The 13,274-nt window shown below is 40.1% G+C and carries 12 protein-coding genes; 9 read left to right on the forward strand and 3 right to left on the reverse strand.

The features are described from left to right. Positions 1-3: 3 nt before the first annotated feature. From BT797_RS15905 to purF, 7 genes are all read left to right on the forward strand, one after another. Complete coding sequence (locus BT797_RS15905) at positions 4-2,247, forward strand: FimV/HubP family polar landmark protein (protein WP_075472738.1); 2,244 nt, start codon at positions 4-6, stop codon at positions 2,245-2,247. Positions 2,248-2,399: 152 nt separating this feature from the next. After that, complete coding sequence (gene truA, locus BT797_RS15910) at positions 2,400-3,191, forward strand: tRNA pseudouridine(38-40) synthase TruA (RefSeq protein ID WP_075472739.1); 792 nt, start codon at positions 2,400-2,402, stop codon at positions 3,189-3,191. Positions 3,192-3,538: 347 nt separating this feature from the next. Next, positions 3,539-4,495, forward strand: coding sequence for an acetyl-CoA carboxylase, carboxyltransferase subunit beta (gene accD / locus BT797_RS15915; protein WP_075472741.1), 957 nt, complete (start codon positions 3,539-3,541; stop codon positions 4,493-4,495). 23 nt (positions 4,496-4,518) lie between these two features. Next, on the forward strand, positions 4,519-5,844 hold the full coding sequence (folC, locus tag BT797_RS15920) for a bifunctional tetrahydrofolate synthase/dihydrofolate synthase (protein WP_075472743.1): 1,326 nt from the start codon (positions 4,519-4,521) through the stop codon (positions 5,842-5,844). A gap of 6 nt (positions 5,845-5,850) precedes the next feature. Next, positions 5,851-6,435: an SPOR domain-containing protein gene (locus BT797_RS15925; RefSeq protein WP_075472745.1), complete on the forward strand. Its 585-nt coding sequence runs from the start codon at positions 5,851-5,853 to the stop codon at positions 6,433-6,435. A gap of 103 nt (positions 6,436-6,538) precedes the next feature. Further along, the gene (locus BT797_RS15930) at positions 6,539-7,048 is read left to right on the forward strand and encodes a CvpA family protein (protein ID WP_045111104.1); all 510 of its coding nucleotides are present in this window, start codon (positions 6,539-6,541) and stop codon (positions 7,046-7,048) included. A gap of 58 nt (positions 7,049-7,106) precedes the next feature. Further along, positions 7,107-8,621, forward strand: coding sequence for an amidophosphoribosyltransferase (purF, locus tag BT797_RS15935; RefSeq protein ID WP_075472747.1), 1,515 nt, complete (start codon positions 7,107-7,109; stop codon positions 8,619-8,621). A gap of 96 nt (positions 8,622-8,717) precedes the next feature. On the opposite strand, the gene lpxH is transcribed toward purF, so the two are convergent. Both lpxH and BT797_RS15945 read right to left on the reverse strand, forming a co-directional pair. Beyond that, positions 8,718-9,455, reverse strand: coding sequence for a UDP-2,3-diacylglucosamine diphosphatase (gene lpxH, locus BT797_RS15940; RefSeq protein WP_045111102.1), 738 nt, complete (start codon positions 9,453-9,455; stop codon positions 8,718-8,720). Positions 9,456-9,534: 79 nt separating this feature from the next. After that, the gene (locus BT797_RS15945; RefSeq protein ID WP_045111101.1) at positions 9,535-10,032 is read right to left on the reverse strand and encodes a peptidylprolyl isomerase; all 498 of its coding nucleotides are present in this window, start codon (positions 10,030-10,032) and stop codon (positions 9,535-9,537) included. A 249-nt stretch (positions 10,033-10,281) separates the two neighbouring features. Here BT797_RS15945 and cysS point away from each other — a divergent pair, with 249 nt between their 5' ends. After that, entirely contained in the window at positions 10,282-11,673 is a 1,392-nt protein-coding gene (gene cysS / locus BT797_RS15950) for a cysteine--tRNA ligase (protein ID WP_045111100.1), read from the forward strand. A gap of 167 nt (positions 11,674-11,840) precedes the next feature. After that, entirely contained in the window at positions 11,841-12,263 is a 423-nt protein-coding gene (gene bamJ / locus BT797_RS15955; RefSeq protein WP_370443636.1) for a BamJ family beta-barrel-assembly machinery protein, read from the forward strand. A gap of 129 nt (positions 12,264-12,392) precedes the next feature. Here the strand turns inward: bamJ and folD are convergent, their stop codons facing one another. Continuing rightward, a complete protein-coding gene (folD, locus tag BT797_RS15960) occupies positions 12,393-13,250 on the reverse strand; it encodes a bifunctional methylenetetrahydrofolate dehydrogenase/methenyltetrahydrofolate cyclohydrolase FolD (protein WP_045111098.1) in 858 nt (285 codons plus the stop codon). Positions 13,251-13,274: the final 24 nt, after the last annotated feature.

Here is a 13,274-nt window from a genome sequence, read left to right on the forward strand (position 1 = left end):
ACAATGATATCGGGTTTATCGAAATTAAAATGGGTTGTTTTATTTCTGCTGATTCCTATGGCGGGTATTGCTGCTAATTCAAATGGATTTGTTCTTCAATTAAAAGGCCCTGAAGTGCATACCCCTTCTTCGCCTAATAATTACGGCCCTGTTGTGAAGGCTGATACGTTATGGTCAGTTGCAACTGCCACGAGACCAGATAGTCGCTTAAGTTTATACAAAACGATGACCGCCATTTTTGCGCTTAACCCTCATGCATTTTTAGGTGGTGACATTAATAAAATGATTGATGGTAGTTTTCTTAAGATCCCCAGTGCAGCTGAAATACAAGCAACTGACGGTTCAGCCCTAAAAAATGCGCTTACGAAAAAATCAGGTACTAAAAAGAAACCAACCCCCTCGATCAATATTACTAAACCAAGCGTGAAGGTGATTGCCGGAAATAAAATCGAACGTGATAAACTTGCTTTATTACAAGGTGAGCTAACTGAAAGCAACGAGCATCTTTTATTATCAAGTGAAACTAATCGTCGCCTTAAATTACAGCTAGAAAGTATTCGTATAGAATTAGCGGAACTTAAAGAGCAAATGGCGGTTAACAATGCATTGAAAGCAGATTTAAAAGCATTAATCGAACAGCAAAGTACACGGATTGATGAACAGCAAGTTACAATTGATAATGCAAAAAAGAAATCGGTGATGGAAGCTGAAAGCTATAACAATTGGTGGTTAATTGGTGGTGTTTCTGGTGTATTTTCATTACTGTTTTTAGTTTGGTTAGGCCTATGGTTAAAAAATAGAAATGATCAAAAGAATAATATTGAAGATAGCGTGATGTTTGATGCGGATAATACCGTTGATGAACTCAGTGATTATCTTAATGCTGAAAAATTTGCACCTGATAGTGCGATGTCTGTGTCTGAAGAGGCTAAAGCACCCGCAGAAAAGCCTGCTGATGAGATAAATACATTTGGAGCGCCAGACTTAGAAGAGCCCGATTTTAATTTACAGCTTGATGCAGAAGAGACTGTATTTTTAGATGAACCTCATGACTTGCCGATGGATTCTATTACGACTAAACCGGCAGCGCCTATTATGCCGGAAATTATAGATCAAGCGCCTGTCATGCCAGAGTTAAATTTAAATGATAATGATTTTAGTGATATTGACTTAACATTAGATGATGAAAGCACAAGTTTTGAAAATGATAGTGTGGAACCTGATTTAAGTTGGCGTGAAGAGTTAGATGAACCTAGCTTGATCCCTGACCTTCCGACAAATAATAAAAATACATTAGATGCTGATTTAGCTGAAGTCGATTCAATGTTAGAGCAGTTTAAACTCAGTAACTCACAGGCTCCTGGCGCTCAAACTTCTGAATCAAAAATGTCTGACTTTGATTCATTTGACGATATTGAGGTTACCGCAAGCAATACACCAGATCCTGTTTCAGAACCATCGCCAGTCGTAAATGATGAATTTGTGAATATGGACGATATTGACAGTATCTTAGCTGAAGCTGAATTAGAAGCGATAGCGAGCAAGGTACCGGATGTTCCAGATGCGAATCAAGTTGTTGATATGGACGATATTGACAACCTTTTAGCCGAAGCTGGTTTAGATGACATTGCCCAAGCTAATATTGACAATATTGCACCGAAAATAGAGAGTCAACAAGTCGTCGACATGGACGATATCGATAGTCTGTTAGCTGAAGCTGGTGTTGAAGTCAATTTACCACAAGCCCACGGACAGACTGTTGATGAAATGCTAGCTGAACTTGATGGGACCGTGAGTGAAAAACCTGAAGCTGCAAAAAAAACTGATAATGCTGATGAGCCGCTAGATGATATTGAAGCTATGTTGGCAGAATTCAGTCCGAATGCATTTAGTTCAGCGCCAAGCGAGCAGCCTCCGATTGATGTCGCAGCAGCGCAAGCAGAAGAGTTTATTGATATCGATAAATTGTTAAATGAAGTATCGCAACAGCCAGCTAATATCGAAGATGAACCTTATGATAAAGTAAAATTGGATGTAGGTCTTGATGGATACAGCAATAGCTTACTTGATAGTAACGCGGTTGATATTGATGATGAGAATAACCGCTTTGGTGCGCAATTAGATCTTGCGCGTGCTTATCTTGAAATTGAAGATAAAGATGGCGCTAAATCTATTCTAGAACCATTGGCGGGCACTGGTGACGCAGTGCAGCAAGCTGAAGTGAATCAACTCTTGAGTCGATTGTGATCTGCTGATTAGGTTAGAAGTGCTAGTTGCTTTCAAGTTGTAACTTGAAGCGGTATAATTGGGTGATATAATTATTATATAAAGTAAAGCGGTGGCGAGAGTCACCGCTTTTTGTTTTAAAAAATTAATGAAAGTATAAAGTTGGAATAAAAATGCGAATTGCACTCGGTATAGAATATGACGGTAGTAAATATTACGGTTGGCAACGACAAAATGAAGTGATCAGTGTACAAGAAAAATTAGAAGATGCATTGTCACGTGTTGCGAACCACCCTGTGAGAGTGCACTGTGCTGGGCGTACCGATTCTGGTGTTCATGGAACTGGACAAGTTGTGCATTTTGATACTGATTCTATACGTAAAGAGGTAGCATGGACACTCGGTGTAAATGCTAATTTACCTGATGACATAGCAGTTCGTTGGGCGCAAGAAGTCGATGAAGAATTTCATGCCCGTTTTAGTGCAACGGCAAGACGTTATCGCTATATTATTTATAATAACAATTTGCGCCCTGCAATTTTAGGTTCGGGTGTGAGCTATTACCATGGTGATATTGATGCTGAATTAATGCATGAAGCAGCACAGCAGTTAGTGGGGGAGCATGATTTTACTTCTTTCCGTGCCAAGCATTGCCAAGCCAAAAGCCCTGTTAAAACGATGCACCATATCAAAGTAACCCGTCAAAATGCGTATATTATTATTGATGTGAAAGCGAATGCATTCTTACACCATATGGTAAGAAACCTAGCTGGTTCATTAATGGAAGTGGGTAAAGGTAATAAACCCATTTCGTGGATTGGTGAATTATTGGCCGGTAGAGATCGTTCTGTCGCAGCGGCAACAAGCAAAGCAGAAGGTCTTTACATGATTGAAGTAGACTATCCAAGCGAATTTAATATACCAAGACCTGCTGTAGGACCATTATTTTTACCTGAAAACTTTTAATTGTTTGATTTAATAACAATAAAATACTGATTTGCGAAAGGTGACTTATCATTGATAAGAGAGTGATGAAGCGATTGTAAGCTGTTATTATTTATGTCGCTTTATCATTTTTTATTGATTTCTGATGGTGAGTCACAAGGGTATGACCAGTTTTAGATAAACTTATTGGATAATCTGTGATTTAATTGTGTTACACGATAAATGTGGAGTATTGTTAAGTTCGACAGATATCGACTTAACGCATTAATTTTTGTTAATTGGTTTTGGATTTTTGTTTCACTATCGTATTAACAACGCATTTAACATCTTATACTTCAATTAATTAGAACAAATTATAAGTAGGGTTCATGAGCTGGATTGAAAAAATACTACCAAAAAGCAAGAGCGCAACAGCGCGTCGTAATATTCCTGAAGGAGTGTGGACTAAATGTACCTCTTGTGACCAGGTTTTATATCATGCAGAACTTGAGCGTAATTTAGGCGTTTGTCCTAAATGTGATTACCACATGCGTGTGAATGCACGTGAGCGTCTCAATAAATTACTTGATAAAGATGGCCGCATTGAAATCGGTGCTGAATTTGAACCAAGTGATAAATTAAAATTCCGTGATACCAAAAAATATAAAGAGCGTTTATCTAGCGCGCAAAAAACAACAGGCGAAAAAGATGCGTTAGTCGTAGAGAAAGGGACGATTAAAGGTATTCCTGTTGCCGTTTGTGCATTTGAATTCTCATTTATGGGTGGTTCAATGGCAACCGTTGTTGGTGCTCGTTTTGTTGCTGCAATTAATGAATGTATGGCTGAGAACCGTGCGTTGATTTGTTTTTCTGCAAGCGGCGGTGCGCGTATGCAGGAAGCATTATTCTCATTAATGCAAATGGCGAAGACGAGTGCGGCATTAGCGAAATTATCAACAAAAGGTTTACCTTACATTTCTGTACTGACAGACCCAACAATGGGTGGTGTATCTGCAAGTCTAGCTATGTTAGGTGATATTAATATTGCTGAACCAAAAGCACTGATTGGTTTTGCTGGACCACGTGTTATTGAGCAAACGGTACGTGAGAAGCTACCTGAAGGTTTCCAACGTAGTGAATTTTTGTTGGAGAAAGGTGCGATCGATATGATTGTTGATCGTCGCCAAATGCGTGATAAACTTGCAGGCTTATTAGCGAAGATGATGAACTTGGAAACGTCTGATAACATCGCGACTGCATCAGCAAGTACAGAAACAACTCCCATAGTTGTACCTGCAGCGGATGAAATTAAGACTCCAAGTGACGCTCAAAACATTAACGAGTAAACACTAACGAGTAACTATTACCGATGTTGAACAGTATTAATAAAAGCCAGTCTCTCGCAGACTGGCTTTGCTATTTAGAAAGTATTCATCCTGTTAATATTGAAATGGGATTAGGTCGTATAGGACGCGTTGCTGCTGATTTAGCATTAACGACATTTGATGCGAAAGTCATTACCGTTGCAGGCACAAATGGTAAGGGCTCTACCTGCGCATTTTTAGAACGAATTCTCCTAGATGCTGGTTACAATGTTGGTGTCACCAGTTCCCCTCATATACAAGATTATCGAGAGCGTGTACGTGTTAACGGTGAGATGCTCAGCGCACAAGCGCATGCTGATTCATTTGTCTTTATTGAAGCTGGGCGCGGTGATACCACATTAACTTATTTTGAATTTACGACATTATCCGCATTGAAATTATTTCAAGATGCAACATTAGATGTTGTGATCCTTGAAGTTGGATTGGGTGGTCGTTTAGATGCTTCAAATATTGTTTCTGCTGATGTTGCTGTTGTCACTACGATTGATATTGATCACGCTGATTGGCTTGGTACAGATAAAGCCGTTATCGCACGTGAAAAATCGGGTATTTTCCGCGCCAATAAAAAAGCCATTTGTGGTGTGATTAATCCGCCATCTACCATTGCTGAGTATGCTGATGAAGTCGGTGCGGAACTGATTGCTGTTAATCGTGATTATTATTACACGCAGCATGCTGAAAGTTGGGACTGGCAAGTGAGTTCAACAGAACAACAGACTAATATTGGATCTATTTTTTCTGACCTGATTATTCCCCAGTTACCTTTGCAAAATGGCGCTACGGCAATTGCCGCAATTCAAGCGTTAGGATTAGCTGTACCTGAATCTGCCATTCGCAGTGGTGTTGCAAATGCAAGGTTACCTGGTCGTATGCAACGATTAGGTACCTCGCCACAACAATTCTTGGATGTTGCACATAATCCTGAGTCCGCGGGTTACCTCGCAACACAACTCACATGTTTAAAGCAGCAGATTCATTCACCGGTTAAGATTATTGCTGTTGTTGGCATGCTTAAAGATAAAGATATTGCAGCAAGTTTGGCGGCTTTAACTGACGTTATTGATTGTTGGCACTTGGCTGCACTCCAGGGGGAGCGTGCAGCGTCTTGTCAGCAAATCGAGCAGGGATTAGTTGACGCGATGGAGCTGAATGGGAAAAGCCGTGATAGCCTTAGCCAGCAGCCTATGAGTCATGATACAATAGCGCAAGCTTGGCAATCTGCAAATCAAAGCGCTGATTGTAATGACATTATTATTGGTTTCGGCTCATTTTTCACCGTAGCAGAAATTATCCAACATATAAGTGGTTAAATAGACGTGGCATCGACATTTCAACACCGTTTAGTCGGCACTATTATTCTAGTGGCGATTGGCATTATCTTTTTACCTGACTTGCTAGATGGTCAGAAGGTCACGTATCGTGAGAATGCAGCTAGTATTCCTTTGCGTCCTGCGTTAGTTGAACTTGCTGAGCCCGTTAACTTTGAGTCATTTGATAATGAAGTCGCCGAATTACTCATTGAACCCGCACCCACAGTTAATTTAACGGAGGCTAAAAAGGTGGAATCGGCAGCACCTAAACCTATCACTAAAGCCCCCAAACTTGTCCCATTAGTTAAAGCTGTCGAAATTGTAAAAGTCATACCGCCAGTTGGTCATAGTTGGAATATTCGTTTAGGTACCTTCAAGAATTCAGTCGCTGTTGATGATTTGGTTGAAAAAATTAGAAAAGCAGGCTTTGATGCCTATCGATTACCGCGTCATAAACAGGCTGGCCAGTTAAATCGATTATATGTAGGGCCTAACGTAAATAAAAATGAGTTAAAACGTTTATTGCCAAAATTACAGAAAATCACTGGTTTGAAAGGTGTAATTGAGAAATTTGACCCTCGAGACAAGTAATTAAAAAGCCGACATTTATGTCGGTTTTTTTTGTTTATAACTATTATCAATCTCGTATTTAACTTGTTACAATGGCGCGAATTTCAAATGAGTGGAACAAAATATGGCATGGATTGATTATCTTATTTTAGGTATTGTTGGTTTATCTTCAGTGATAAGTTTAGTGCGTGGTTTTGTCAAGGAAGCGTTCTCTCTTTGCACTTGGTTTTGTGCCTTCTTTATATCTCGTTATTATTATCAAGATATTGCTGCCTACTTAGAAAATTTCGATGCATTTAGTTCTGCATTCAGCGAACAATTAGTTAAAAATGGCGTTGCGATAGCGCTATTATTTATTTCGACCCTTATATTAGGGGCTTTGCTAAATTACATACTTGGCCAGCTAGTGGATAAAACTGGTTTATCAGGTACGGATAGGTTGCTCGGTGTATGCTTTGGTATTGCCCGAGGAATATTAGTGGTGTGCGTGTTGCTGTTATTTTTACAGCTATTCACCAGTTTCCCGGAAACGGCTTGGTGGCAGGGTTCGCCACTAATAGCTGAGTTAAAACCACTCATTAAATGGTTTTTTGAACATCAAGCTTCTGCATGGGACAATATGCAGGGTTTATGACAAGCGAAACGTTATAAATAGCATTTTATCGAAAGCACAGTAAACGAGGATTTAGGTTATGTGTGGAATTGTTGGCATTGTTTCTACAACCCCTGTTAATCAGTCTATCTATGACGCATTAACAGTATTACAGCATCGTGGACAGGATGCTGCTGGGATTGTAACCTTAAGTGATGGAAACTTTAGGCAGCGCAAAGCGAATGGTTTAGTGAGCGATGTATTCGAAGCTAAACATATGCAACGCTTGAAAGGTAATATTGGTATTGGACATGTTCGATACCCAACAGCAGGAAGCTCGAGTGCCGCTGAGGCTCAACCTTTCTATGTTAACTCCCCGTTCGGTATTTCCCTTGCTCATAACGGAAATCTAACCAACGCCGCTCAATTAAAAGAAGATCAATTTCATAAAGCCCGTCGTCACATTAATACAACTTCTGATTCTGAAGTATTGCTTAATGTTATGGCTCATGAATTAGATAAATGCCCAAGTTTACATTTGAGCTCAGAAGATATTTTCACTGCTGTTACCGCTGTACATAAGCAAGCACGCGGTGCTTACGCTGTGGTATCACTGATTATTAATCATGGCCTTGTTGCTTTCCGTGATCCTAACGGTATTCGCCCATTAGTATTGGGTATGCGAACTGAAGGTGCTCGAAAAGAATATATGGTTGCTTCTGAATCTGTTGCACTCGATGCAGTTGGTTTTAACTTTGTACGTGATATTGAACCAGGTGAAGCTGTTTATATTACTGATGAAGGTGAGCTATTTAGCGCGCACTGTGCTGAAAATGCAAAGCATAACCCATGTATCTTCGAATTTGTTTATTTTGCACGTCCAGACTCAACCATTGATAAGGTATCGGTTTACGAATCACGCCTTGCAATGGGTGAGAAGCTCGGTCATAAAATTAAGCGTGAATGGGCTGATATAGACATTGATGTTGTTATCCCAATTCCTGAAACGTCATGTGATAGTGCGTTAGAAATTGCAAAAGTACTCGATTTACCGTATCGCCAAGGTTTTGTTAAAAACCGTTATATTGGCCGTACGTTTATCATGCCAGGACAAACTTTGCGTCGTAAGTCTGTACGTCGTAAATTGAATGCAATTTCATCTGAGTTTATAGGTAAAAATGTACTGTTAGTCGATGACTCTATTGTTCGTGGTACAACATCAGAACAGATCATTGAAATGGCACGTGAAGCAGGCGCAAATAAAGTTTACTTAGCTTCCGCAGCCCCTGAAATACGTTATCCAAACGTATACGGTATTGATATGCCTAGCACTGAAGAGCTAATCGCCCATGGTCGAAACGTCGATGAGATCGCAACGATGATCGGTGCAGATGCACTTATTTTCCAAGATTTAGATGATTTAATCGCTGCAGTTTCAAAATGTAACCCTGAGATTAAAAAGTTCGAAACCTCAGTGTTTAGCGGTGAATACGTAACGGGTGATATTGATGCTGATTATTTACAGCGTCTTAACGATGTTCGTAGCGATGGTGCTAAAACAGTCAAAGAAAAAGAAGAAATTGCTAATCTAGAAATTCATAACGAAGGCGGATAAGCTTAGTGTGAGTTAAACAACTTAGTTCAGTGATTTAAAAAGGAGCGTAACGCTCCTTTTTTTGATCTTTAATTCACAAAACCGATGTTATCTTTTTTACGCGTCTTTTAAAAATGCACGTTGTTGGAGGTCATATTGGCCATCACGCCAAATAAGTACGCTGCCTTGATCAAACCAGTCTCCCAATACGATCCGTTTTCCGAGTTTGTCTGCTGTCAATTGAACATCATGGATATTCGGTTTGTGAGTATGACCGTGAATTAAAATGTCACAGTTATATTCTTGCATTTTATCGACAACTTCAGATTCTGTTACATCCATAATTGTCATGCTTTTTTGCTGATTACCTTCTTGGCTATGGCCGCGTATTTTATCGGCAATCGCTTCACGTACAAAGATAGGTAAGCAGGAAAATAGTTTTTGGCGCCATGGGATATTTACGGCGGCACGAAATGCTTGGTATTTTTCATCTAACGTACAGAATGTATCGCCATGTGCAATGAGCACCTTTTGGCCGTCAAGACTTATCGCTGTATAATCGCCGAGAATTGTTACGCCTGTACGTTTAGCAAAGCGTTTACTGACCAAGAAGTCTCGATTCCCTTTAACTAAGAAACATTTTACGCCACTGTCAGTTAACGCTTTAAGTCCATCTTGAACGCTGTCGTTAAGTGGGTTACTAATGTCATCACCAGACCAGAATTCAAATAGGTCGCCTAAAATGTAGAGAGCGTCAGCTTCGCGCGCTTCGGTAACAAGAAAGTGTAAAAATAACTCGGTAACTTGCGGACGGCGCTCATCAAGGTGCAGATCTGAAATAAACAAAGTAGTCATATGGTGGTTCCATCCTTGTCGGGAATAAATAAATACACTACCTAAGCAGTGTATTTATTTTAAGGAACTGAGTGAGCGATTAAGCTTCTTCTACAGTTACTTTAGTAATGATAATATCTTCTAGTGGTACATCGCCGTGGCCAAGTTTGTTGCCTGTCGCTACTTTTTTGATTTTTTCAATCACGTCCATACCTTCAACAACCTCAGCAAATACGCAGTAACCCCAACCTTGAGACGTCTTACTTGTGAAATCTAGGAAGTTGTTGTCTTTCACGTTGATGAAGAATTGTGAACTTGCTGAATGCGGGTCCATAGTACGTGCCATTGCTAATGCACCACGTTTATTAGACAGACCATTGTCTGCTTCATTTTCGATCGGTGCATTTGAGCTTTTCTCTTCCATACCAGGAAGCATGCCGCCGCCTTGAACCATGAAGCCATCGATTACACGGTGAAAGATAGTACCTTCGTAGAAACCGCTTTTTGCGTATTCTAGGAAGTTAGCTGCTGTTTTTGGTGCACTTTCAAAGTTAAGTGCAATTTTGATATCACCGAAATCTGTATGTAGAGTTATCATCTTAATGATCCTTTGGTTAATTAACGAGGTAAATTCTATCCTAAAGGTCGACAATGGCAAAGCTTTTAGGGAAAGAAGGGGTGGGAAGGGCTTATTTTTGTGCTTTCATTTGACTGATTTATACACTTTTTTGGTTGTTCAGTTAAATTTTGGCCTTTTATGCTGTTGCAAAGCTAGTAATCATTAATGCTAATGGTAAAATCAATCAATTATTTGCATTTTTACTGTTTGCGCAAGGATCACTATTCGATGTTGAAGATTTACAACACACTGACTCGTCAAAAAGAACAATTTAAACCTATTACTGAAGGTGAAATAGGTATGTACGTATGTGGTGTGACTATCTATGATTATTGTCATATTGGTCATGGTCGTACTTTTGTGGCGTTTGATACTGTGGTGCGTTACCTTCGCCATCGCGGTTATGCGGTTAAGTTTATTCGTAACATTACGGATGTCGATGACAAGATCATTAAGCGTGCAAACGAAAATGGTGAAACTTGCGATCAGTTAACAGCGCGTTTTACTCAAGCCATGCATGACGATTTTGATGCGCTGCACATGATTCGCCCTGATATCGAACCAACGGTAACAGGCCACATGCCAGATATTATTGAGATTATCGAAAAATTAGTAGAAAAAGGCCACGCTTATGTTGCTGATAGTGGCGATGTATTATTTGAAGTGAAGACGTTTGCTGACTACGGTAAGTTAAGTGGGCAAGACTTAGATATGCTACAAGCGGGCGCGCGCGTTGAAGTGGAATCAAATAAACGTAACCCGATGGACTTCGTGTTATGGAAAATGGCGAAGCCAGGTGAACCGAGCTGGGTTTCTCCTTGGGGTGAAGGCCGTCCTGGTTGGCATATTGAATGTTCAGCAATGAATAACAAACTGCTGGGTGAAGTATTTGATATTCATGGTGGCGGCTCTGACTTGATGTTCCCACATCACGAAAATGAAGTGGCACAATCATGCTGCGCACATAACGGTGAATACGTGAATACCTGGATGCATTCGGGTATGGTTCAGATCGACAAAGTTAAAATGTCTAAATCATTAAATAACTTTTTCACTATCCGTGATGTATTAGAAAAATACGATGGCGAGTCTGTACGTTATTTCTTACTTTCTGGTCATTATCGTAGTCAGCTAAATTACTCAGAAGATAATTTAAAACAAGCTCGTGCAAGTTTAGAGCGTTTATATACGGCATTACGTGGTGTTACTGTAGCTGACATCGATGGTTTTGCACCGGGCTGCGAAACATACATTGAAACGTTCAAAGCGGCAATGGATGATGATTTCAATACACCTGAAGCATTCCCTGTTTTATTCGAATTAGCGAAAGAAATTAACCGTATTAAAGAAACGGATGCGAAACGCGCAGGTGAATTAGCTGCACAGTTAATTTCATTTGGTAATGTACTTGGTCTATTGTCACAAGAGCCTGAAGTCTTCTTACAAGGTGATGCGGGTGAGGATGATGAAGTAGCTGAAATCGAAGCGCTTATTAAACAACGTAACGATGCACGTGCAAGTAAAGACTGGGGCATGGCGGATGATGCTCGTGACAAGTTAAATGCCTTGGGTATTGTATTGGAAGATGGTGCTAACGGTACTACTTGGCGTCGTAAGTAAAGTTGGTGCTGTAAATAAAATTGAATTAACTTTAAATGTTGATGACTGATTGTTTTTAATTTAAGTTTTGAATTTAAGCCGTCATCGGCGTTTTGTTTACTAGATAGGGATTAATCATGTTTAAAATTATTTCAGTGATAATCGGTTGTGCGTTGGTTTTTTTCCTTATGCAGCGCATGGGGGGGAATAAAAAACAAGCCGCTGAAAATATAGCATTAGGAAAAGAGTTCTTAGCTGCGAATTTAGAAAAAGAAGGTGTTGAAGTAACGGCGTCAGGCCTACAATCGAAAGTACTTACTGAAGGTACCGGCACTGAACATCCAACCGGTCGTTCTAAAGTGACGGTTCATTATCACGGTACATTATTAGACGGCACTGTGTTTGATAGCTCAGTACAGCGCGGCGAGCCGATTACATTTGGTTTAAATCAGGTTATTCCTGGTTGGACTGAAGGTGTGCAGTTAATGGTTGTCGGTGAGAAGCGTCGCTTCTTCATCCCAAGTCGTTTAGCGTATGGCAACCGTGGCGCTGGTAGTATCCAAGCGGGTTCAACACTTATTTTTGAAGTAGAACTGTTAAGTTTCAAATAAATAGCTAATTAAGGTTAAGCGCAGAGCTTAGCTTACAAAAAAGCCGCATGACCTGAAGGTGATGTGGCTTTTATTATTTATAATACGTGATGATTTATGACGTACTATTTGTAACTGGTTGCTTATTGATTACTTTGAATGGTAATCACGGCAAGAGATTAAGGTATTCTCGATCAAGCTTGCAACTGTCATTGGACCAACACCACCTGGTACAGGGGTAATGAAAGAAGCATTTTCTTTTGCTACTTCAAAGCCAACATCACCAACAAGTTTGCCATTTTCTAAACGGTTAATACCAACATCGACTACCATTGCGCCTTTCTTGATCCATTCACCTGGAATAAAGTTAGGGCGACCAACTGCAACTACAACTAAATCGGCACGACGTACATGCTCTTCTAGGTTTTTAGTGAAACGGTGACATGTTGTCGTTGTACAACCTGCAAGTAATAATTCAAGCGTCATAGGGCGACCAACAATATTCGACGCGCCAACAACAACAGCATCTAGACCATGTAAGTCAACACCTGTTGATTCAAGTAGTGTAATAATACCTTTTGGTGTGCAAGGACGTAATGCAGGGATACGCTGTGATAAACGACCTACGTTATAAGGATGAAAACCATCAACATCTTTGTCTGGGCGAATATGTTCCAACACAACAGTGGTATCAATATGCTCAGGTAAAGGCAGCTGCACTAATATTCCATCAATCGTGGTATCTGCATTTAGCTCATCAATTAATGCTAATAAAGTCTCTTGTGAGCTATCTCTTTCAAGATCGTAAGATTTAGAAACGAAGCCTACTTCTTCACAGGCTCGACGTTTACTCCCAACATATACTTGTGATGCCGGATCGGCACCCACTAAAATCACAGCAAGACCCGGGGCGCGTAATCCTTGAGCAGTACGCGTAGCCACTTCTTCAGCTACATTCTTACGAACTTGCTGAGAAATATTTTTTCCATTAATGATTTGAGCAGTCATTGAGTTTATTAATCTCTTGGTTAG

The sequence above is a fragment of the Moritella viscosa genome (assembly GCF_900120065.1).
GTDB lineage: Bacteria > Pseudomonadota > Gammaproteobacteria > Enterobacterales > Moritellaceae > Moritella > Moritella viscosa.

Bases quoted from the DNA above. Each gene is read 5' to 3' on its own strand.
- BT797_RS15945 (WP_045111101.1), bottom strand. From the start codon at position 10,032: ATGATAACTCTACATACAGATTTCGGTGATATCAAAATTGCACTTAAC.
- truA (WP_075472739.1), top strand. From the start codon at position 2,400: ATGCGAATTGCACTCGGTATAGAATATGACGGTAGTAAATATTACGGT.
- bamJ (WP_370443636.1), top strand. From the start codon at position 11,841: ATGCAGCGCATGGGGGGGAATAAAAAACAAGCCGCTGAAAATATAGCA.
- folD (WP_045111098.1), bottom strand. From the start codon at position 13,250: ATGACTGCTCAAATCATTAATGGAAAAAATATTTCTCAGCAAGTTCGT.
- BT797_RS15905 (WP_075472738.1), top strand. From the start codon at position 4: ATGATATCGGGTTTATCGAAATTAAAATGGGTTGTTTTATTTCTGCTG.
- purF (WP_075472747.1), top strand. From the start codon at position 7,107: ATGTGTGGAATTGTTGGCATTGTTTCTACAACCCCTGTTAATCAGTCT.
- cysS (WP_045111100.1), top strand. From the start codon at position 10,282: ATGTTGAAGATTTACAACACACTGACTCGTCAAAAAGAACAATTTAAA.
- folC (WP_075472743.1), top strand. From the start codon at position 4,519: ATGTTGAACAGTATTAATAAAAGCCAGTCTCTCGCAGACTGGCTTTGC.
- lpxH (WP_045111102.1), bottom strand. From the start codon at position 9,455: ATGACTACTTTGTTTATTTCAGATCTGCACCTTGATGAGCGCCGTCCG.
- accD (WP_075472741.1), top strand. From the start codon at position 3,539: ATGAGCTGGATTGAAAAAATACTACCAAAAAGCAAGAGCGCAACAGCG.
- BT797_RS15930 (WP_045111104.1), top strand. From the start codon at position 6,539: ATGGCATGGATTGATTATCTTATTTTAGGTATTGTTGGTTTATCTTCA.